Source organism: Acinetobacter sp. neg1 (assembly GCF_000788125.1).
Classification (GTDB): Bacteria; Pseudomonadota; Gammaproteobacteria; order Pseudomonadales; family Moraxellaceae; genus Acinetobacter; species Acinetobacter vivianii.
Map to the genome: position 1 here is coordinate 35427 of NZ_JSZD01000020.1, position 22551 is coordinate 57977.

General features: G+C 42.8%; 19 protein-coding genes and 1 other RNA gene. 13 read left to right on the forward strand and 7 right to left on the reverse strand.

Features of this window, described 5'->3' with window-relative positions; translation table 11 throughout:
• Nucleotides 1-6: 6 nt before the first annotated feature.
• Nucleotides 7-1257 (reverse strand): exonuclease SbcCD subunit D, encoded by a 1251-nt coding sequence (locus tag PJ15_RS14525; RefSeq protein ID WP_047431953.1) that lies wholly within the window; start codon nt 1255-1257, stop codon nt 7-9.
• Between the two features lie 163 nt (nt 1258-1420).
• Between PJ15_RS14525 and PJ15_RS14530 the strand changes: the two genes are divergently transcribed.
• Nucleotides 1421-2203, forward strand: coding sequence for a crotonase/enoyl-CoA hydratase family protein (locus PJ15_RS14530; protein ID WP_047431955.1), 783 nt, complete (start codon nt 1421-1423; stop codon nt 2201-2203).
• Between the two features lie 92 nt (nt 2204-2295).
• On the opposite strand, the gene PJ15_RS14535 is transcribed toward PJ15_RS14530, so the two are convergent.
• Nucleotides 2296-2673: a VOC family protein gene (locus PJ15_RS14535; RefSeq protein ID WP_004770991.1), complete on the reverse strand. Its 378-nt coding sequence runs from the start codon at nt 2671-2673 to the stop codon at nt 2296-2298.
• Between the two features lie 161 nt (nt 2674-2834).
• On the opposite strand from PJ15_RS14535, the gene PJ15_RS14540 reads away from it, so the two are divergent.
• The 3 genes from PJ15_RS14540 (at nt 2835) to PJ15_RS14550 (ending at nt 5011) form a co-directional block, all read left to right on the forward strand.
• On the forward strand, nt 2835-3287 hold the full coding sequence (locus PJ15_RS14540; protein ID WP_047431958.1) for a GNAT family N-acetyltransferase: 453 nt from the start codon (nt 2835-2837) through the stop codon (nt 3285-3287).
• Nucleotides 3288-3573: 286 nt separating this feature from the next.
• On the forward strand, nt 3574-4020 hold the full coding sequence (locus PJ15_RS14545; RefSeq protein WP_047431961.1) for an ABZJ_00895 family protein: 447 nt from the start codon (nt 3574-3576) through the stop codon (nt 4018-4020).
• An 85-nt stretch (nt 4021-4105) separates the two neighbouring features.
• Nucleotides 4106-5011 (forward strand): TIGR01777 family oxidoreductase, encoded by a 906-nt coding sequence (locus PJ15_RS14550; protein ID WP_047431963.1) that lies wholly within the window; start codon nt 4106-4108, stop codon nt 5009-5011.
• Here the strand turns inward: PJ15_RS14550 and thiO are convergent.
• Both thiO and hemB read right to left on the reverse strand, forming a co-directional pair.
• On the reverse strand, nt 4997-6118 hold the full coding sequence (thiO, locus tag PJ15_RS14555) for a glycine oxidase ThiO (protein ID WP_047431965.1): 1122 nt from the start codon (nt 6116-6118) through the stop codon (nt 4997-4999). The genes PJ15_RS14550 and thiO overlap by 15 nt on opposite strands.
• A gap of 323 nt (nt 6119-6441) precedes the next feature.
• Complete coding sequence (gene hemB, locus PJ15_RS14560; RefSeq protein WP_047431968.1) at nt 6442-7455, reverse strand: porphobilinogen synthase; 1014 nt, start codon at nt 7453-7455, stop codon at nt 6442-6444.
• 169 nt (nt 7456-7624) lie between these two features.
• Here hemB and PJ15_RS14565 point away from each other — a divergent pair, with 169 nt between their 5' ends.
• The 5 genes from PJ15_RS14565 (at nt 7625) to PJ15_RS14585 (ending at nt 12799) form a co-directional block, all read left to right on the forward strand.
• The gene (locus PJ15_RS14565; protein WP_004770998.1) at nt 7625-8122 is read left to right on the forward strand and encodes a thioesterase family protein; all 498 of its coding nucleotides are present in this window, start codon (nt 7625-7627) and stop codon (nt 8120-8122) included.
• A gap of 253 nt (nt 8123-8375) precedes the next feature.
• Nucleotides 8376-9791 carry an anthranilate 1,2-dioxygenase large subunit gene (antA, locus tag PJ15_RS14570; protein ID WP_047431971.1) on the forward strand — a complete coding sequence of 472 codons (1416 nt, stop codon included), beginning with the start codon at nt 8376-8378 and terminating at the stop codon, nt 9789-9791.
• Nucleotides 9792-9794: 3 nt separating this feature from the next.
• The gene (gene antB / locus PJ15_RS14575) at nt 9795-10286 is read left to right on the forward strand and encodes an anthranilate 1,2-dioxygenase small subunit (RefSeq protein WP_004771000.1); all 492 of its coding nucleotides are present in this window, start codon (nt 9795-9797) and stop codon (nt 10284-10286) included.
• 12 nt (nt 10287-10298) lie between these two features.
• Nucleotides 10299-11330: an anthranilate 1,2-dioxygenase electron transfer component AntC gene (antC, locus tag PJ15_RS14580; RefSeq protein WP_047431974.1), complete on the forward strand. Its 1032-nt coding sequence runs from the start codon at nt 10299-10301 to the stop codon at nt 11328-11330.
• Between the two features lie 134 nt (nt 11331-11464).
• Complete coding sequence (locus PJ15_RS14585) at nt 11465-12799, forward strand: MFS transporter (protein ID WP_047431976.1); 1335 nt, start codon at nt 11465-11467, stop codon at nt 12797-12799.
• A 59-nt stretch (nt 12800-12858) separates the two neighbouring features.
• Here PJ15_RS14585 and PJ15_RS14590 read toward each other — a convergent pair whose 3' ends face one another.
• On the reverse strand, nt 12859-13842 hold the full coding sequence (locus tag PJ15_RS14590; protein ID WP_047431979.1) for an AraC family transcriptional regulator: 984 nt from the start codon (nt 13840-13842) through the stop codon (nt 12859-12861).
• A gap of 476 nt (nt 13843-14318) precedes the next feature.
• Here PJ15_RS14590 and PJ15_RS14595 point away from each other — a divergent pair, with 476 nt between their 5' ends.
• The 4 genes from PJ15_RS14595 (at nt 14319) to ssrA (ending at nt 19821) form a co-directional block, all read left to right on the forward strand.
• Nucleotides 14319-15467 carry an HlyD family efflux transporter periplasmic adaptor subunit gene (locus PJ15_RS14595; RefSeq protein ID WP_005256433.1) on the forward strand — a complete coding sequence of 383 codons (1149 nt, stop codon included), beginning with the start codon at nt 14319-14321 and terminating at the stop codon, nt 15465-15467.
• A 6-nt stretch (nt 15468-15473) separates the two neighbouring features.
• Nucleotides 15474-17000 (forward strand): DHA2 family efflux MFS transporter permease subunit, encoded by a 1527-nt coding sequence (locus PJ15_RS14600; RefSeq protein WP_047431981.1) that lies wholly within the window; start codon nt 15474-15476, stop codon nt 16998-17000.
• 308 nt (nt 17001-17308) lie between these two features.
• Complete coding sequence (gene ggt, locus PJ15_RS14605) at nt 17309-19303, forward strand: gamma-glutamyltransferase (protein ID WP_047431985.1); 1995 nt, start codon at nt 17309-17311, stop codon at nt 19301-19303.
• Between the two features lie 158 nt (nt 19304-19461).
• Nucleotides 19462-19821: a transfer-messenger RNA gene (gene ssrA, locus PJ15_RS18465) on the forward strand.
• A 146-nt stretch (nt 19822-19967) separates the two neighbouring features.
• Here ssrA and PJ15_RS14610 read toward each other — a convergent pair.
• Together PJ15_RS14610 and garD are read right to left on the reverse strand one after the other, a co-directional pair.
• Nucleotides 19968-20843, reverse strand: a complete 876-nt coding sequence (locus tag PJ15_RS14610; protein ID WP_047431988.1) for a DMT family transporter — start codon at nt 20841-20843, stop codon at nt 19968-19970.
• A 125-nt stretch (nt 20844-20968) separates the two neighbouring features.
• Complete coding sequence (garD, locus tag PJ15_RS14615) at nt 20969-22516, reverse strand: galactarate dehydratase (RefSeq protein ID WP_047431991.1); 1548 nt, start codon at nt 22514-22516, stop codon at nt 20969-20971.
• Nucleotides 22517-22551: the final 35 nt, after the last annotated feature.

Consider the following 22551-nt stretch of genomic DNA (forward strand, 5'->3'; position numbering starts at 1 on the left):
AAATCCTTAAGAACTTTGATCATCTTCAAGTTTTTTCTGTGCTTCATTCACCAGACTTAAAAAATCTTTGGTGACTTCATCATCAGCGTGATAGCCCTTTTTCTCCCAGATCTGCTGGAATAATTTTTCTGGTGTGGGTGGCTCTAGGCTAATGCGCTGCTTGTTTTCAGCATTACTTTCATTCGATAAATATTGTCTGGAAATACGCACCAGACGGTAGCGATCCTTCGGCAAGGCATCTTCGAATTGTTGGCGCAAATTCGGCTGTGGAGGAATCGCGGTATGATATTCGATATCGACAAATTCTCGATGGTCAATATTTTCGATAGGGCCACTGGGTAGGTTTTTAAGCTGCTGCATGACCGCTGTGAGTTCATCTTTAATTTTATGCAGTTGAATACTTCGCGGAATTGCCAATGCTTCAAAATCCAGCTTATTTTCTGGTTGGGTCGAATCAACGGTGACTTCGACCACTTGGTGCTTATAGTTGATTTCACTAAATGACAGTGGAATCGGAGAGCCACTATAACGAATATGGGGATGCTGTACCTTTTGCGGTTTATGCAGATGTCCAAGTGCCACATAATCGATACTGTCATCAAACAGGCTGGTAGAAAGTGCTTCTTCATTGCCAATAATAATCGGACGCTCTGAATCCGAAGTTTCTCCACCTTGCATATGTGCATGTGACATCAGAATCAAGGCCTGATCATCAGATTTGCGACGTTTGGCTTCTTCGATTAACTGTTGGTGCAGATAAGCAATCGCATTTTGGCTATTGGTGGTGTGCTCATTAAAGCCTGTGATTTCGGCTGAACGCAAGAAAGGTAGGGCAATACACCACGCGACAATCTGTTTTTGCTCATCATAAATCGGCAGAATTAAACGTTCCAGATCCAGTGTTTTATCTGCATTCCAGCGAATTACACCAACCGTTTTGGCATTATATTTCGCCAATAATGGCTCAACCTGTTCAATTCGATAGCCTGAATCGTGATTGCCTGCGATCATGAGGGTTTGCATATGCGGTGCAAGTTCATGAGCATCGGCAAGGAATTGGTAGAGCTGCTTTTGTGCCTGAGAGCTTGGATTGATGACATCAAAAATATCGCCCGCGATCAGCAAGGCATGCGGTTGTTTCTGTTTGATTTGCTCAAGTAACCATGCCAGAAATTGTTCATGTTCATAATGGCGGGAATGATTATAAAAGAATTGCCCCAAATGCCAGTCAGAAGTATGAAAAAAACGCACAGTCATAAATGAATCTAAAAATGAATTGAACCAGAATAAGGTAGCACGTATTTAAGCGGAAAGGAGAATCTTACTCAGCAGAAAAGCAGTACATGATACCGCTTGATCATTTTTAAACGTTCCTCTAGTTTGAAGATAAAGTCATGATTTAAAAAATGAGGACATATCAATGAGCTTAGGTAAAGTAAGCCGCGAAATTAGGGATCAGATCATGTTGATTGGCCTAGACCGCGCCGATAAACGGAATGCCTTTGATAGCCATATGATTCAGGATTTGTCGCTGGCATTGACGGAATATGAAAATGATCCAGAACTCCGTTGTGCTGTGATTTTTGCGCATGGTGACCATTTTACAGCGGGCTTGGATCTGGTTGAGCTACAGCCTAAAATATCCGAAGGCATTTTTAACTTTGCTGAAGAACAAATTAACCCGTGGGGAACAGCAGGCCGACATCGAACCAAACCTGTTGTGGTGGCGGTGCAGGGAATTTGTTATACCGCTGGAGTGGAGTTGATGCTCAATGCCGATGTCGTGATTGCCAGTGAAAATACAGTATTTGGTCAGCTTGAAGTATTACGTGGCATCATGCCATTTGGCGGGGCAACGGTACGTTTTGTGCAAGCTGCGGGATGGCAAAAAGCCATGCCATATTTATTAACAGGCAAAACTTTTGATGCTAAAACAGCAGACCAACTGAACCTGATTTCTGAAATTGTAGAAAATGGGCAACAGTTGCAGCGTGCCATCGAAATTGCCAAAGACATCTGTATTTCAGCCCCGCTTGCGGTACAGGCTTTATTGGCCTCTGCAACCGATGCGGTAACGCAAGGACAGACAGTGGCATTTGATAAAATGAACCGTTATTTGATGCCGCTGTTTGAATCGCAAGATGCACAAGAGGGCGTTCGTGCCATGTTAGAAAAACGTCCACCGCAGTTTAAAGGGCAATAACTGACAAAAGAAATATGGTGTCATTTTCAGTAAATATTTTTATTCAGTTATTTGGAATACTGAGAAGCTTTCTTTAAATACCTAAAAACCCGCTATTGGGCATTTTCATCGATTTCACAAATACCAAAAGTATTATGGTCGGGATCAAGAAAATAGCCTTGCCAGCAGCGATTTGGAATCGCGAATTTATCCATCGCCACAATGCCACCTAGACTGAGAATTTTAGCTGCTGTTTCATCAAAATTTTCAACTTCAATGGTGCAGGTAAATGCATTGGTTCCGCATCCTGTTGGTGGAATCGCCACTGGGCGTTGTAATAAGCCGCCGTGAATTCCCTCTGTTTCAATGCGATAATATTCAATCGGGAGGCCTTCCACTTTTTCGAAATTCCAGCCAAATGCAGACTGGTAAAAATGGACGTCACGTTGTGGATTGGATGACTGAATTTCAAAATAAGTGACTGCGTTCATGATTCGATTCCTTTATCTTTATTGTGCTTAACTTATTTTAAATAGAACTGGAATGAGCGTGCTGAAGCTTTATGTAAATGAGTAAACTTGTCCGAACTGGATTGAGTACTCAAGTAAATTTTATGAGTTTAACTCGAATAGCGGAGATTGATTAAACATTGATGAATATAATGAAGTTAGCTGATTATCCTGAATGGTTAGATCAAGCGGCAAATTGGTTTGCCAATCAATGGGGCATTCCTGTTGAAGCGTACCGTGACAGCATTCAGATGTCGATTGAACAGCAGGATGGTGTTCCGCAATGGTATGTGATTCTAAATGATGAGCAGCAAATTATTGCAGGAGCAGGGATAATCGAAAACGATTTCCATGACCGCAAAGACCTTGCACCAAATTTATGTGCTTTATTTGTTGAAGAGGCTTATCGCAGGCAAAATATTGCCAAACAGTTGTTAGATTTCGCTCGAACAGATATGAAAAGAGCAGGATTCGAAAAGTTGTATCTGGTGACAGAGCTAAATGATTTCTATGAAAAGTGTGGCTGGACATTTTTAACCACGGTTCAGGGTGATGAAGGTGAGCCGATCAAAATGTATGTTGCAGATACGCTTTAAAACACAAATTTTAGGCAAATAAAAACCGACGATTCGAGTGATGATAAATCGTCGGTCAAAATCTTTTCCAATGGTTCTGGCTGCTAACACAACCATTGTTAAAGATGGAGAGTCATAATGAAAGGTCACCGAAAACATTGCGGATGCCGTGCAATGTCCAATCGGTTGCTGCGACCTTGTACCCTATATAACGCTGCTGGTTGAGGATTGGTTGACATAAAAATGAAAAAAAAGTGAAAAAAATTTATAATTATTTCTTAAAGCCAGTCTAATTAGGTTTATCTTTATGATTTCATTGCGTTTGTATTATCTCTGGTTTTTTATTATTTGTTTGGCCTCGACTTTATTCGCAGGTGTGCTGGCTGCGATTTTACCAAATAGTCTGGGCGGTGTGCTCACCGCGATTCCTTATCTCATTGCCATCATTTTTGTTTTGTTTAAATTTCTCAAGCAACAACGCCGTGCCCCGACGCAGCAAGAGAAGAAACGCTTAAGTATCGGTTTTAGTCTGATCTTTTGGGGCTACAACGCATGTGGTTTATTACTGGGGCTGTATATTTTTGCGCGTAAAGATCCTGAAATCTGGCAGAATTTCTTACTCTATTTAAAACAGCCGCAATTTTTACTTGCCGTTTTAGCCATGTGGTTGGTGATTGCGTTGCCGTTATTTTTAATTACGTACTGGTTCTATGGGCCGCAAGCACAAAGAATGGCCAATAAGATGTTTCACTAATTAAAGAAAGTTTACTTGTTATTCAGTTTTATTCTGCTAAGACTTAAATATAGAACGAATCAAAATCATGCGGGATGAGGGTAAGATGCAAAAGCAGACTGTTTTAATCACAGGCGCAAGTGGTTTTATTGGTTCGCATTTGTTGCCCCTCCTGTTAGAGCGAAACTTTCAGATCATTGCTTTAACCCGACAGCCAAATCGGGATGCTGAGCATTCTGCGTTGCGGTGGGTAAATGATCTTGATCAAATTGAAACTCAACAGATTGATTATGTGATTAATCTGGCTGGTGAAAATATTGGCGCAAAACGCTGGACTGAAAAGCGTAAGCAGCAATTAATACACAGCCGTGTTGCGGTAACCGAGCAACTGTATCAATGGCTGGAGCGTAAGCAAATTTTTCCGAAGTGTATTATCTCAGGTTCTGCGATTGGCTATTACGGTATTGATCCTCAACAGCAATGGCAGCTGATTTGTGATGAAAATACAGCGCCGCAATCCATTTTTATGTCTGAGCTTTGCCAAGTGTGGGAGCAAACGGCTTTAAAGTTTAGCCAACAAAATACCAAGATTATTCGTTTAGGTGTGGTTTTTGGACAGGGTGGGATTTTGCCGCAGATGCTGTTACCAATTCGCTTGAATACTGTGGCAAAAATTGGTTCAGGACAGCAACCGGTAGTGTGGATTCATATTCAAGATGTATTGAATGCCATCCTTTTCTTGCTGCAATCCACTCATCCTCAACAGGTATATAATCTTGTTGCACCTGATCAAATCAATCAACAAAAGTTTGCTCAAATAGCTGCTCATATTTTAAAGCGCAAACCTTTTATGACGGCTCCAAAATGTATCTTCGAATTGATATTGGGCGAACAATCGCAATTGATTTTAAATGGACAGTATGTGATTCCTCAGGCTTTGCTCGAACAGGGCTTCCAATTTCAATATCCAGATTTGAATGGAGCTTTGACCGAAATTCTAGCAAGACATTAAATTCTGTTGCTTTAGGCGCAGCGGTGAATACGCTTGAGGATCGACAATGGTCTCTTGTCCTAACATAAGTTGGCGCAACAGTCGCGCCGAGCCAGAACCCATACATAAGCCATTACGGAAATGTCCAAAATTGGCCCAAAGATTTTCCAGTTCAGGCATGGCACCAATATAAGGAATGCCTTGTGGCGAACTTGGGCGTAGGCCTGCCCAATGTTTCACAATAGGGAAGTGTTGTAGCTCAGGCACCATTTCCAGACATGCAGTTAAAATATCCTGCTGGGTTTGCTCATCAACTTCTGTACTAAAGCCAGTTTCGGCCATACTAGAACCACAAACAATGTGACCATCTTGACGTGGAATCAGGTACATCACCCGATTCATACACATGGTCGGTAACCAGTTTTCAGGGGTTTTAAATAATAGCATTTGTCCTTGTACGGGCTGTATAGGAATATGGCGTTGTAGTTGCTCGGCCCATTGCTGACTCCATGCACCTGAAGTGATGACCACATGACCCGCGGTAAATTTCTGACCATCTTCAGTTTCAATTCCGAGCACTTTCTTATTCTGAATAATTAATTTTTCAACAGGACAATGTTCAAAAAAACGGACGCATGGATGTTGTTTTAAATAGCTGATCAAGGATTGTAATAAACGTGGATTGCGGACATTCGAGAGTTGGGGAAAATAGATTGCTTGTTGGAATTGTTGGGAAATATAAGGATTAATCTGTTCGAGTTTGGAGCGATTGAGCAACTCACATTGCTGCATTGGTTCCTGATATCGAGTGGCATAATTCAAGCCAACTTCGAAATCTTCCTGATCAAAGATCAGCATGCCTGTATCGTGGATCTGAAAATCAATGCCAGTAATAGGGAGGAGCTTCTCATTCCATGTCTGGTAGAGTGATTTTCCGTATTGCGCCAGTTGATTGACTTCGGGTGCATAACGCCATGGATACATTGGGGAGAGAATACCGCCACCTGCCCATGAGGCAGCTTGACCTGCAAGTTGTTGGTCAAAAATATCGACAGAGCAGCCTTGTTCAGCTAGTTCCAATGCTGACATTAAGCCGCTAATACCCGCACCAATGATGGCAATATGCATGATAAAGTTAAACCAGTTTTATTTGCTTAATTTTGTTGAGCACCCAAATTTGATCTAAATTAATAAGAATAAATACACGGCAGAGTCTTGCCGAGTTCTCAATCTATTTTAGGCTTAGCCTTCAGCTGGACTTACTTTGGTTTTGCCCAAAGTAAGCAAAGGCATTGTCATCTGCAAAACTTAAGGTCATGGTTATCTTTCGATATAAACTACGCACTGCGTTTGTCTTACACTCGGACAAAGCTTTGCTTTGTTAAACCTCGTTCAGGTTGCAGATGACGTTTCCGCGTATCAAATTTAAGAACATTCTAGATTAAAAGAAATTATCTCATCTCTTTTAATCTACGTGCTGCATCTTCAGCAAAATACGTCCAGATCCCATCAGCACCTGCACGACGGCAGCACATCAAAGATTCCAGAATCACGCTGTCAGATAACCAACCATTCTGAATCGCACCTGCAAGCATGGCATATTCACCACTCACCTGATAGAGGAAAGTTGGTACGCCAAAAGTATCTTTTACTTCACGCACCACATCTAGATAAGGCATACCCGGTTTAACAATCACCATATCCGCACCTTCTTGTAGATCAAGTGCAATTTCATGAAGTGCTTCGGCACGGTTGCCAATATCCATTTGGTAATTGTATTTATTGCCGCCTTTCAGGTTGCTGGCAGAGCCGACCGCATCACGGAAAGGGCCGTAGAAACTAGAAGCATATTTTGCTGAGTACGCCATGATATTGGTGTAGATAAAATCATTTTGCTCAAGCGCTTGGCGGATCGCACCGATACGGCCATCCATCATGTCACTGGGTGCAATTACATCGGCGCCAGCCGCAGCATGACTGAGTGCCTGTTTCACTAGGCATTCGACAGTTTCATCATTTAACACATAACCTGTGTCATCAATAATGCCGTCTTGACCATGTGTGGTATAAGGGTCAAGAGCGCCATCGGTAATTAGCACCATTTCTGGTAATTCTTTTTTGAGTAGACGGCAAGTCGTTTGAACTAAACCATTTTCGTCCCAAGCGGCTTCCGCTGTTAAACTTTTATCTTCTTGTGGTGTTACAGGGAATAAAGCAAGTTTGGATACACCGAGTTCAAGCAGGGTTTCTGCTTTTTTAAGTAGTAAATCAGCTGACAAACGCTGCACATTTGGCATGCTTGGAATGTCTTGAGTTTGTTGTTGTCCTGGTAATACAAACACTGGATAAATCAAGTGATCTGCCGTTAAATGTGTTTCGCTGACCATGGCACGAAGTTGGTCATTTTTACGGATACGGCGCATGCGAGTCGCAGGAAAAGCTGGACGATTGAACGTATAAGTCATAACAATCTCGATGTTCAGTATTACACTAGGGGAATAATTGAGGTATTAAGTCACGCGAGGGAGAGCTTGGCGACTTCGCTCAATTACGAACCTCGCTATTGTAGCCCCATATTTTTAGATTTGTGCAAAATAATGGAAAGTTATTCTTTCCATTGAGTGTAGGCCGCGTATGAATGATGTAAAGAAAAACTGGACTGGCAATATTCAGTTAGGTGCAAAGGCAGATCACCAAGTGGTCTTGAAACAGTTATGTAAAGCATTTAATGCCTGTCCATTTTTTAAATACAGTGGCATGGTCATGCGAGTAGTCGATGATCAAATTGAAGCCTATGTGGAGATGCAGCCAGAACTGGTCGGGAATCTGGCATTTCAGATTTTACATGGTGGTGTGGCTGCCACGATTCTGGACAGTATTGGTGGTGTGGCGGCCATGGAGCAGCTTTATCGCCGTGCCTCACCAGAAGATTTGCCTGATACCATCAAAAAAGTATCACGCTTAGCCACGGTAGATATGCGTGTCGATTATCTGGCGCCAGGGCGTGGTAAATATTTTATTGCCCGTGCCGAAACCTTACGTTTGGGGCGTAAAGGATGCACTATGCGCATGACCATGGTGAATGATGAAGATAAACCCATTGCGACTGCAATCGCATCGTATGCTTATTAATTCTTAAAATAAAAATATTAAGCACCTCTCATGTAAAGTGTGAGAGGTGGCTTTCATTTCTAAGTCCATCTTTTGTTCCTTTCAATTCTATTTTTATACGAGTCAATTCTGCTGTTCTCCCGTGAAACATGTCATGGCGAGCTGATCCAAAATTATTCACAAACTGGATAGAGATCTGGAAAAAGTGGATAGAGCCTGAGGCTGAATCACGCTTCAATCAAGAAAAGGTTTTTATTGATTGGAGGACATAAAAATGACGACACGTAATATTGCCGAATGGCAGGATTTTATTACAGGCTGTCTCGACTTTCGCCCTAAGGATGGGGTATTTCGTATCGCACGTGATATGTTCACTGAAGCTGAACTTTTCGATTTGGAAATGGAATTCATTTTTGAAAAAGTCTGGATTTATGCCTGCCACGAAAGCGAAATTCCTAACAATCATGATTTCCTGACGGTTCAAATTGGACGCCAACCGTTAATCATTAGCCGTGATGGTCAAGGCCAACTGCATGCCATGATCAATGCCTGTGAACATCGGGGTGCGACCTTGACGCGCGTTGCCAAAGGCAATCAATCCACTTTTACCTGTCCGTTCCATGCGTGGTGCTATAAGTCAGATGGCCGTCTGGTCAAAGTCAAAGCGCCTGCTGAATATTGTGAAGATTTTGATAAGTCCAGCCGTGGCCTCAAGCAAGGACGCATTGCCAGTTATCGTGGTTTTGTTTTTGTGAGTCTAGATACACAGGCAACGGATAGCCTTGAAGACTTCTTGGGGGATGCCAAAGTATTCCTCGATTTAATGGTAGAGCAGTCACCGACTGGCGAGTTAGAAGTCCTGCAAGGCAAGTCGGCCTATACCTTTGCAGGAAACTGGAAGCTGCAAAATGAAAATGGACTGGATGGCTATCACGTCAGTACCGTGCACTATAACTATGTCTCCACTGTGCAACATCGTCAGCAAGTCAATGCAGCTAAAGGTGATGATCTGGATACTCTGGATTACAGCAAATTAGGCGCAGGTGATAACCAGACCGATGATGGCTGGTTCAGTTTTAAAAATGGTCACAGCGTTTTATTCAGCGATATGCCAAATCCTGCGGTCCGTCCTGGTTATGACACCGTCATGCCTTATCTGCTGGAAAAATATGGTGCTAAGCGTGCGGAATGGGCCATGCATCGCCTAAGAAATTTGAATCTTTATCCAAGTTTATTCTTTATGGATCAGATCAGTTCACAGCTGCGCATTGTGCGTCCAGTGGCATGGAATAAAACAGAAGTGATTAGCCAGTGTCTCGCTGTAAAAGGGGAGTCAACCGAAGCGCGTCGTAACCGTATTCGCCAGTTTGAAGACTTTTTCAATGTCTCTGGATTAGGTACGCCAGATGATTTGGTGGAGTTCCGTGAACAGCAAAAAGGTTTCCAAGCGCGTCTGGAACGCTGGAGTGATATTTCTCGCGGTCACCATAATTGGTGTTATGACATGACTCAAAATGCACAAGATCTTGGAATCCGACCTGTGATTACGGGGTGTGAGCTGACGCATGAAGGTTTATATGTCAATCAGCATGGTCATTGGCAACGTTTAATGCTGGATGGTTTAAATCGCAAAGCTTTAAAAATGCAGGATATTACTTATCAACTTGATACAGCAACGGAAGAGGTATAAGTCATGACTGCTGAATTACATTTTGCTGTTTCACAATTCCTTTATCAAAAATCAGAGTTATGCGACCGTTATGACTGGGATGCCTATCTGGAACTGTATGATGAAGATAGTGAATATCACATTCCACAATGGATTGATGATCATCAGTATGTCGAAGATCCAAATCAGGGTTTGTCTTATATCTATTATGCAGACCGTTCGGGGCTGGAAGACCGTGTATTCCGTATCCGTACAGGGAAAGCAGCATCGGCGACACCATTACCACGCACTCAGCACAGTATTCAAAATGTACAGGTCAAAAGCCTGCCAGATGGTTTGATTGAAGCCAGAGTCGGATGGAGCACCTTATATAACCGTCAAGGGCTGGAAGGTTGTTTCTATGGACATGCCACTTACGTGTTAAGACAAACGGCTGAAGGATTCCGTATTCGCCGTCAGCACACGATTTTGCTAAATGACAAAATTGATTCGGTGTTGGATTTTTATCATGTTTAAGGGAGCGTCATGATGGGACATTCAGTTGCACTTAATTTTGCCGATGGGAAAACCTTCTTTATTTCGGTACATGAAGATGAACTGTTACTTAATGCTGCCATTCGTCAGGGCATTAATTTACCGCTGGATTGCCGTGAAGGGGTGTGCGGAACCTGTCAGGGACAGTGTGAAACAGGCATTTATGAACAGGAATATGTGGATGAAGATGCTTTAAGTGAACGTGATTTGGCAGAGCGCAAGATGTTGGCTTGCCAAACTCGAGTTAAATCCAATGCTGCATTCTATTTCGATCATAGTTCTGAAATCTGCAACGCTGGCGAGACATTGAAAATTGCAACGCAAGTGACTCAGGTTGAGCTGGTGTCCGAGACAACTGCGATTTTGCATGTCGACGCCAGTTCATCCGCCAAGCAGTTAGAGTTTTTACCTGGTCAGTATGCACGTTTGCAGATCCCTGAGACTGATGACTGGCGTTCTTATTCTTTTGCCAATCGTCCGAATCAGACCAATCAATTGCAGTTTTTAATTCGCTTATTACCCGATGGCGTGATGAGTAATTATTTACGTGATCGTTGCCAAGTAGGTCAAACCATCATGATGGAAGCACCTCTCGGCAGTTTCTATTTGCGTGAGGTTGAGCGTCCATTGGTGTTTATTGCGGGTGGAACAGGTTTATCGGCATTTTTAGGCATGCTGGACAATATTGCGGAACAAACGAATGCACCTGCAATCCAGCTGTATTACGGGGTCAATCAGGAAACTGATTTATGTGAACAATCCCGTTTGCAAGGCTATGCTGAACGTTTACCAAATTTCAATTATCAACCTATTGTCACACAAGCTTCGGAGACTTGGGTAGGCAAAACAGGTTATATCCACGAGCATCTGAATCGGGAACAACTCGCGGAACAAGCCTTTGACATGTATCTATGTGGTCCGCCACCGATGATCGAGGCTGTTAAAGGCTGGCTGGATGGACAAGCATTAGACAACTATCGTTTGTATAGCGAAAAGTTTTTACAAAGCAATACGGCTCGCAATTGATCGGCTGCGTTGCCAAACGATTGACACAAAACAGGGGGAGAGGAAATCCCCCTGTTTAAGATAAATAAGCCGTTTGAAAAATTAAAAATCTCAACGTGAGCATACGTTGAAACATCTACTTTAAGGGAATAAAAATGAAGACAATTGATGTGAATCATGTGATCAATCGGGATCGGCTGTCGCCCTTGCAATGGCTGGTTTTTGCATTGGGCTTTCTGGTGTTTTTCTGTGATGGTTTGGATACCGGGATTATCGGTTTTATTGCGCCTGCGTTACTGGATGACTGGGGGATTAGTAAACCTGAATTGGCGCCAGTCCTGAGTGCGGCACTGGTAGGTATGTCGATTGGTGCGATTATTTCTGGGCCATTGGCGGATAAATTTGGACGTAAAGGCGTGATTGTGTCCACGACTTTATTATTCTCTATATTTACCATTCTGTGTGGTTTTGCTTCTTCTACACAAGACCTGATGATTTACCGCTTCATCACAGGCGTTGGATTAGGCGCGGCCATGCCGAATATCAGTACTATCGTTTCAGAATATATGCCTGCAAAACGCAAAGCTTTCCTCACGGGACTGGCAGGTTGTGGTTTTATGCTGGGCATTTCTTGTGGTGGGGTGTTGTCGGCCTATTTACTGGAAAATTTAGGTTGGGCCAAAGTGGTAATTCTAGGTGGGATTATTCCTTTATTTTTAGTGGTCGCTTTAATCTTGAAATTGCCAGAATCTGTACCGTATCTGATTAAAAAAGAGCAGCAAAATAAAGCTCAAAGCATTCTGGAAAAAGTTCAAGGTCATGCTTTTGCTGACGCCGTCAAAATTGAGTTAGCTCAAGTCGATGTCAATCATACTGATAGTCCAGTCAAAACCGTATTAACGAAATATCTCTGGGGATCAGTCATGCTGTGGCTGTGCTGTTTCATGAGCCTGTTAGTGTTTTATCTACTCACCAGCTGGATGCCTACGATTTTAAAAACTGCTGGTTTCAGTACCCAGCAATTTAGCTTGATTGCGTCTATTTTCCCATTTGGTGGAGTGGTCGGTGCTGTGATTATGGGCTGGTATATGGATAAGTTGAATCCAACCATCGTGATCAAATATGCATATTTAATGGCATTTATGCTGTTTATCGTTGCGGGTTTCGTCAGCTCAAGTATTTTGTTGCTCGGAATCAGCATTTTCCTGATTGGTGCTTTGTTGACGGGCGCTCAATCGTCACTGTTACCTTTGGCTGCTTTATTTTATCCATCGCAGTGTCGTGCAGTCGGCGTGTCATGGATGCATGGGATTGGACGAGTTGGCGCAATTTTTGGGGCATTTTTCGGTTCGTATATCTTTACCTATGAAATCAGCCTTGGTGGTATTTTCTACCTCTTGGCCTTACCGACGTTTATTGCCTTTATTGCGTTAAGTTTAAAAGCGATGCGTCAAAACAATAAAGCCAATCCTGTCTTAAGCACCAGTTAAGACGTTAAAAAAGCCCAGTGCTTTTTGACACTGGGCTTTGATTTTATGAATACATCGCACTAGATTTTATTTCGGGTTTCACTCGGTTTTTCGCCAAACTCCTCTTTGTATTCTTGCGCAAAACGGCTGAGGTGATTAAAGCCCCAATCATAAGCGAGTTTGGAAATGGAAATTTTTTGCTGTTTACTTGCATGACTCAATATTTTATAGATTTGCTGAAGCCGATATTTACGTAAATAGGCCATTGGACTGAGTCCATAATATTGTTGAAACTCTTCATACAGTTTGGATTTAGAGACACCCGCCAAACGTTGTAAACTCTCGGCATCGAAGGATTCCTGTGCGTGTTGTACAATAAAATTCTTCACTTTTCGGATATATGCTGGCTCCATCTGATTGCTACGGTCATGCAATGCCGCAGAATAATTATTTTCCTGAGACAGCAGCAGGGCTTTAATCACAAAATTTTCATAGTCTTCAGAAAACATCGACAAACCCGAAAAGTCTGCATAATGTGATTTGAGTTGTAAAAAGTTTTCAATGTTATTCCACCAAGCTTTCATCAGCCCAGTCATGCTGAGCGAGATTTCAGGGTTAAAGACCAGCGCCTGTTCAAGTGGTTGATTGAGGAGCTCTGATAGCACCAGATGCAGACTTTTTTCGGGAATCACCACCTGAAACTTTTGACAATCCTGATTAATAACCAAGTCCTGTAAATCCTGATTGGAAACGATGAGCCCAGTATTCGCATCGGATTGATATTTGGCACCACGAATGCTCAGTGTTTGCTTGCCATGAAACGGCAGGCTGATGCTATAGGCTTTTAGATTGGAAATGTTGATTGCAACGTTGGCACCATAACTAATAGTCCCGATCGCCATTTTTTTATGAGGAAGTCGCATGCCGTCATAATGAAAGTCGAGTGTCTCCCGACACAAGGTATCCAGACGATGCTCGCCACAAATCATCGACATTACATTTTGTGCAAAATCGGCTTGATGCGAATGATGGATAAGATCCATGTTTTGGCTGAGTGATGTCATAGTCCTTTCACCTAGCGAAGTGCTTATTGTTTTAGCAGCAAGAAAAATGCCATTTTGATCCATAAATGAGCGTATTTATTCTTAGCTCTCTGGAAGGGCAATTGAACAGAAATGCTGTTCCAGCTTGTTTCATTAGAGCAAACTCAAGCAAATATACAAGCCCGTAGGGAATATATCTTTATGCTTTATAGGTATGTTAAATGCAGGTCTCGAGCGTAGGGTATTGATTTGTGCAATGGCTAAATAGCCAAACTTTAAGTTTTAAATCATTCATAAAATATCAATTTATAAGAATTGAACGCATCAGTTATTTTTTTTAATCTCGCCATATGATTTTTTATCGGTAAAATGCGAAATAATTTTTGCTCCTATTTTTTTGCGCTTTGGTTTTTAACATTCAGTTAAGTTTTCAAAATTAAACTGATCGGCTGATTAAACCAAAAGTTAAAAATCTCTTTAATTTTCAGGAATAACTTATGACTGACGCTCAAGCCAACCCACAGGATGCTGCTTCAGATTCGGCATCAGATGATGCAATGAAAGCAAAACGTAAAAAATTTCTCGGATTTTTCGCGCTCATTCTCATTCTTGCTGCAATTCTGTATGGCATCTGGGCGTTATTCTTTAATCATTCTGTCAGTACCGATAATGCTTATGTGGGAGCTGAAACAGCGCAAATTACCTCAATGGTGAGTGGGCAAGTTTCTGAAGTATTGGTGAAAGATACCCAACAGGTAAAAAAAGGCGATGTGCTGGTGCGAGTTGATGAGCGGGATGCCAAGATTCAATTAGCACAGGCGCAAGCTGAACTTGCCAAAGCACAACGTCAATATAAGCAGACTCAGGCAAATAGCAGTTCTTTAAACTCTCAGGTTGTTGTGCGTAATGATGAGATCAGCAGTGCGCAAGCACAAGTGACCAAAGCCCAAGCGGATTATGATCGTGCGGCATTGGAACTCAAACGCCGTAATGAGCTTGCTGCGACAGGTGCAATCTCTAAAGAAGAATTAAGTAAAGCGCAAAGTGCCGTTTCGACTGCAAAAGCCAGTCTAGAGCTGGCTCAAGCAGGTTTAGCTCAGGCAACCTCTAGCCGTAAAGCCGCTGAAAGTACCTTTGCTGCCAATGAAGCCTTGATTCAAGGGGTAAATGAAGCGTCAACACCAGATGTGCTCGTCGCAAAAGCTCATGTAGAACAAGCTGCGCTGGATTTGGAACGTACCGTGATTCGTGCACCTGTGGATGGTGTGATTGCCCGTCGTAATATTCAGATTGGTCAACGTGTAGCACCAGGTACAGTCATGATGTCGGTGGTGCCTTTATCTGCACTGTATGTCGATGCAAACTTTAAAGAAAGCCAACTGGCGAAAGTGAGAGAAGGTCAGCAAGTTACGCTACGATCAGATCTTTATGGCGATGATGTGGTGTATCACGGGACTGTGCAAGGTTTCTCGGGTGGAACAGGGGCGGCATTTGCTTTGATTCCAGCACAAAATGCGACAGGCAACTGGATTAAAGTGGTACAGCGTTTACCCGTACGTATTACTCTTGATCCAAAAGAACTTGCACAACATCCATTGCGCGTCGGGTTGTCGATGCAAGCGGATATTGATCTCGCATCGAAGTAATCAGCCATGAAAACGCAAACTCCTTTTGCAGAACTCAGTGGTGGGCGCTTACTGCTTGCAGCTTTTGTGATCGCCCTTTCAAATTTTATGGTGGTACTGGATACCACCATTGCTAACGTTTCTGTGCCTCATATTACAGGGAACCTTGCAGTTTCTAGCTCTCAAGGGACATGGGTCATTACTTCTTATGCTGTTGCAGAAGCAATTTGTGTCCCTTTAACAGGTTGGCTGGCAGGACGTTTTGGTACGGTTCGGGTATTTGTCTTCGGATTGATTGGTTTCACCATTTTCTCATTCCTTTGTGGTTTAGCGACTTCACTGGAAATGTTGGTGTTTTTCCGAATTGGACAAGGTCTTTGTGGTGGCCCACTGATGCCGCTCAGTCAAACCTTGCTCATGCGAATTTTCCCACCAGAAAAGCATGCTCAGGCAATGGGGCTTTGGGCGATGACCACGGTTATTGGGCCAATTTTAGGGCCGATCCTCGGGGGCTTGATCAGTGATAATTTGTCTTGGCACTGGATATTCTTCATTAATATTCCAGTTGGTATTGTCTGTACCTTAGCTGCCATACGCTTATTGTCTGTGGCTGAAACCAAAACCGAAAAACTACGGATTGATGCTATTGGTCTAGGTTTATTGGTGTTGTGGATTGGCGCACTGCAATTAATGCTGGATCTCGGACATGAACGAGACTGGTTTAATAACACCAGCATCATTATTCTGGCGCTGGTCGCAGCAGTAGGCTTTATTGTCTTTATGATCTGGGAGCTGACCGAAAAGCACCCGGTGGTCAATCTTTATGTGTTCAGGCATCGGGGCTTTGCTGTTTCGGTACTGGCGTTGGCCTTTGGCTTCGGTTCCTTCTTTGGCAGTATCGTACTCATTCCACAGTGGTTGCAGATCAATCTGGGCTATACCGCGACATGGGCGGGTTATCTCACTGCCACGATGGGCTTTGGTAGTTTAACCATGTCTCCGATTGTGGCGAAGTTATCGACCAAATATGATCCGCGGGCATTGGCAAGTTTTGGGTTGGCCTTGCTTGGCGTTGTCACTCTGATGCGTGCATTCTGGGTGACTGATGCTGACTTTATGGCCTTGGCGTGGCCTCAAATCCTGCAAGGTTTTGCGGTGCCATTCTTCTTTATTCCGTTGTCGAATATTGCAATGGGCTCAGTATTGCCACAAGAAATGGCATCTGCCGCAGGCTTAATGAACTTCCTTCGAACTATGGCTGGTGCGATTGGTGCGTCGATTGCAGTCACCATTTGGGATGATCATGCCAAAGTCGCACGTAGCGAAATGGTCAATAATCTGCATCCGCAAGAAGTCCAAAATAGTCTGCTTCAGAATGGATTCTCACCTGATGCAACGCTGGGTGTGATTGCCAATTTAGTGGATAAAGAAGCGATTACCATGTCGGCCAACCATGTGTTTATGCTGTTGGCGATTGTGTTTGTATTTGCCAGTGCCTTGATCTGGCTGAGTCCAAAACCGAAAGGGAATACGGGTGGCATGCCGACCCACTAAAAATTATGAACTAAAAAAGCATCTCTTCTGAGGTGCTTTTTTATGTATAAAAATAGTGTTTTAAGCTGTAATTGATAGATTTTGCCTATTTTTTTCTAGAGAAAGCATGCCAGAATCCAGTTGAAAGCGATAAGGATTGCATTGTAATCACACGGAGGGATATTACTGGGCTTAGGAGATAAAGTCTAGAATCATTGAATATTATTAAAAATTTATTTTTATCAAAGATTAAAACCTCTATACCTGAGAATAAATAAACTAGCATGGCAATTGCATGGATAGGCAGGTATATATAATGGAGTTATCACGTGAATCATAGATATTCATTTTTTTTCAGCAGTTTATTGGCTGTTGGTTTATTACAGGGATGTGGGAATGATTCCTCATCAGATCAATCAGGCAAAGACTCAAATACAGGCCAACCTTCAAAACCTAATCTGATTATTGATCAGGACCCAAGTAGTTGTAGCAAACTGGCAGAAGATGGCTCGAGTATTGTGGTCGGTTCGGATCAGAATGGTGATCCTGCGGCACCAGAAGGTGCATCGGGTTATCGTTTAAACAATACAGTCAAATATGCCGATAAATATATGGTGGTGGCGAATACGCCATTGGCAGTAAAAGCTGGATGTGAAATTTTAAAAGCGGGTGGAACTGCGGTGGATGCCGCTGTAGCTGTACAAGCGGTGTTAGGTTTGGTGGAGCCACAATCCAGTACCATTGCGGGCAGTGGTTTCATGATGTATTACGATGCAGAAAGCAAAACGGTTACCGCCTATGATGGACGGGAAACTGCACCTGCTGCTGCCAATGAATATTATCTGGTTCGACAGGATATACATGATCCAGAATCTCCCGCACCTGTGCCGAGTGCCCGTCGCAGTGGCCGTTCTATTGGTGTGCCTGGGGTAATGCGTTTGCTGGAACAGGCACAACAGGAACATGGCAAACTGAAATGGGATCAGCTTTTTGATCAAGCCATTGTATTGGCAGATCATGGCTTCCGTATTCCTGGACGGCTGGCCGATGCAATTGCAAGTAATGCCGCTCATCTGGCGCTCGATGCAAATGCAGTCGCAACCTACTTTTATCCAGATGGTACACCGCGTAAAGTGGGTGAAACCATGACCAATAAAGCCTATGCCAAAACGCTAGAAACACTTGCAACCCAAGGTGCGAAAGCCATGTACAGCGGGCCGATGGCGAAAAATATTGTGGCTAAGGCAGGGCAAACTGTCGGGGATGATGCAGCCCGTACCCCAATTACCCCAAGCTTGATGACCTTACAGGACTTATCCAATTATCAAGTTAAAAAACGGACGCCAATCTGTACCACTTACAGAGACAGTTACTATGTATGTACCATGCCACCGCCATCATCAGGTGGGATCGCGGTTGCACAAACGCTGGGCATTTTAGAAAACTTTGAGATGAGTAAATACCCGCCTAAAAATCCAGAGAATGAAGGTGGGATCCCTGATGTCATGGGCGTACATTTAGTTTCTGAAACGGAACGACTGGCTTATGCAGACCGCGATAAATATGTAGCAGACACAGATTTTGTGCCTTTACCTGCGAAGGGCATTGCTAGTCTGATTGACAAAAACTATCTGAAACAACGTGCGGCATTGATCAATCCAGATCAAAGTATGGGCGTTGCACCAGCAGGCCAATTCGATTCCAATGCAGGGATTGATAAGACGGTTGAACATGGTACAACTCAATTCACGATTGTCGATGCGTATGGCAATGTGGTTTCAATGACATCGACAGTAGAAGCAAGTATGGGTTCATTCCATATGGTAGATGGCTTCCTGTTATCCAACCAGTTAACTGATTTTAGTGCCAATCCTGTTGATCAAACCGGTGCATTATTGGCGAATCGGGTAGAAGGTGGTAAGCGTCCACGCAGCACCATGGCACCAACGCTGGTATTTAAAGGAACAGCACCTGGTGATTTTTATATGGCAACAGGTTCACCGGGTGGCGGCACGATTATTCAATATGTAGTAAAAACGCTGGTCGGTGCATTGGACTGGAATTTGAACGCACAACAAGCCACGTCTTTGGTGAACTTTGGGGCGACCAATAGTCCCAATACCAATATTGATAGCTCGAATGACCAGTTGTCCTTACTTGAACTGATTGATGCGTTGAAAGTAAAAGGACATGGTATTTCCAATACCGCTCAAACCAGTGGGATTGCGACGATTATGAAAGTGAATATTGATAATCAAAGCAAATATGCGGGTGGAGTCGATCCACGCCGTGAGGGCATTGTGTTAGGTAATGGCGCACTATAGGTAAAATTCAAAAAAGCTGTCCTTGTGGCGGCTTTTCAATTTTGAACTTGAAAAATAAAGTGCAGTCACAATATAGAAGAATAAGCGTATATTTTGCTGATTGGTTAGAAATTAAGATTTAAATTCTAACGATCTATGTTATGATTGCGCTGTACTTTGGGGATGTTTCTGGCTTCGACGCTGGTGATGAAACTCATAGATGCATGCCGAGAGCGCATTTTCTCTCGTAAATAAAATTTGCATTTTAATAGTCGCAAACGACGAATCATACGCTCTAGCTGCCTAAGGGCAGCTTGTCCGCTTCACTGAATACTTGTGGTCAGTGAACCCGACTGAAGCGCACGCACACAAGTCCGTATAGAGTCAAGCCTCGGGGCTTTATACCAAACTTAGAGGATCGCGCTTTGTACCCTGTTCGTCGGGTCGCTTAGTGTTAAAACAATAGACGATATCTAAGCATGTAGTATTCTCGAGCGTAATGCTGGCGGACGCGGGTTCAACTCCCGCCATCTCCACCAAAATTCTCTATAAAAAAGCCACTTATTCTAAGTGGCTTTTTTATTGGATAGGTTTTTGATAGGCATTAAGAATAGTATTTAATTAAATCAATAAATGAATTTGAATATTAAAGAACCCAATCCATTAACTTTTAATAATCAGTAAATTACTTTCTAAATCTTGGGCTGCAAAGCAGTATTGCAAATAAAATAATACATATGCCAATAATACTGAACAGATCGGGTAATTCATGCCAAAAAATAAATCCCCAAATCCCTGCAAAAATAATAGCAATATAATTCATTGGGCCAATTTGTCCTGCTGGCGCTAAGCTATAAGCATACGACATAAAAAGTTGGCTAATGTTTGCTAAAAGTCCTGCGGCAATGAGCAGGCTTAATTCGTGCCAAGTGAAAATACGCCAGTGCCAGAACATTGGAATAGATGAAATTAAACTACCAAAAATGCAGAAGTAAAATACAATTCGTTCAGGTGGCTCTGTACTGGTTAAGGCTCTTACGGTAACAAAGGCCATGGCTGATAAAAAGCACGCACCTATGCCAATAAAAGACAACGCGTTAAATAAGCCTTGATCGGGTTTGGCAACAAATAAAACTCCAATCAACCCGATAAGAGCAGCAAAAATCATTGATTTAGTGATTTTTTCTTTTAAAAAAAGCCATGCAATCAGTGGAATAAAAATAGGAGAGGAATAGCTGAAAACCATAGCATTCGAGAGTTTTAGGTTGGCAATGGCATAGAAAAAACCATACATTGCAGCAAGACCAACCAAACTTCGCCAAGTGTGCATCCAGAGTTTATCTGTTTTAACGAAGTCTAATCCTTGTTTAAACAGCATTGGGATAAAAATAAATAAACCCACTGCATTTCTAAAAAACACAACTGTGGCATTGTCTACGGTTTGCGAAGCAAAACGAATGCACACTCCCATAATGGAAAACAAAAATGCTGATGTCAAAAGACAAAGCAAGGCTTTTCCAATTTGAGTCGAGGGCTGTGTCGGAGCAGACTGGTTTTGCATATACAAATGAGTTCTTGGTTTTCAGGATTATTTTAGCAGCAGTGATTGGTTTGAGGGAAATGTGCCGTAATTAATATGGGAAATGTGAAAAAGATGAGGTGATATGCCTCATCTTTTAAACTTTATTAGGTCACTGGTGCTGGGTTAAATACAGCGAGTGAATTATGGATACCCCAACGGTCTGACCATGTTTGTTGCTCTCCACTCGCCACTTGTAAAATCAGTTCAAAAAGTTCCCAACCTACTTCTTCAATGGTTTTCTTCCCAATGGCGATATCGCCAGCACTGATATCAATCAGGTCATACCAACGGTTTGCAATATTGTTTCGACTTGCCATTTTAATGACCGGCACGGCAGCCAACCCATAAGGTGTACCGCGGCCCGTTGTGAATACTTGAACTGTAATTCCAGAGGCCATTTGCTGCGTACCACAGATAAAGTCGCTTGAAGGGGTTGCCGCAAAGATTAAACCTTTTTTAGTCGGTCTTTGACCTGGTGCGAGAACTTCTACAATCGGTGAGCGACCCGATTTGGCGATCGATCCCATCGCTTTTTCTACAATGTTATTCAACCCACCTTTTTTATTACCTGGTGTGGTGTTGGCACTTCGGTCTACTTGGCCTGCTGCTAAATAGTCATCGTACCATTTCATTTCCCGAATTAGATCTTTGGCAACTTGTTCACTTGCTGCACGTGGAGTGAGTAAGTGAATACCATCTCGGACTTCCGTAACTTCAGAGAACATGACTGTACCGCCACACTGTACAATCAGGTCAGCTGCGAAACCAACGGCAGGGTTAGAGGTGACTCCAGAAAATGCATCACTACCGCCACATTGCATGCCTACAACCAAATGAGATGCTGGAACTTCTTCTCGAGTACGTTGATTAAGCTTTTCAAGGTGTTGTTCTGCCACGGATAAAATATGGTTGACCATACTTTCAAAACCGTTGTGGCGTTCATCTTGCAACTGAATAATATCTTCGTTTGCTAGGGGAATATATTTGTTTTCTTTAGGAATATTTAAAAGTCGTTCGGGTTGCATTTTTTCGCAGCCCAGACTCACAACCATAATTTCTCCACCAAAATTAGGGTTGAGTGCAAGATTATGAATTGTACGAATAGGAACAATTGCAGCAGGTGCATCAATTGCCACACCACAACCATATAAATGGTTTAATCCGACTACACCATCTACATTTGGATATTTAGGAAGTAAATCACGTTCAATAATTTTAACGACATAATCGACAATACCTTCGACACAATTCACACTGGTCGTAATACCTAAAATATTCTTTGTGCCGACGCTGCCATCCTTATTTTTATAACCTTTAAATGTATATCCGCTCAAGGCTGGAAGCTTTGGATCAGGACGAGTTGCTAACTCAAGATCCTCTAGCTCAGGTGCCTCAGGCATTTCGGTAACAGCTTCATTTACCCAAGAACCCGCGGGTAAATCTTTATTGGCATAGCCAATAACTTCGCCATAACGAACAATTGCTTCACCTTGCTTTAATGACTCTAATAAAACTTTATGTCCCTGTGGTACATGATCAACCAAGGTGAGTTGGTATTCTTCAATAGGTGTAGAGGTTGGTAACCCTCCGTCATTTACTACAATGGCTACATTATCAAGAGGACTAATTTTTATGAGGAGAGGCTTCAGCATGATCGTTCCTTGTATACATTTGAAGAGGGAGTCAT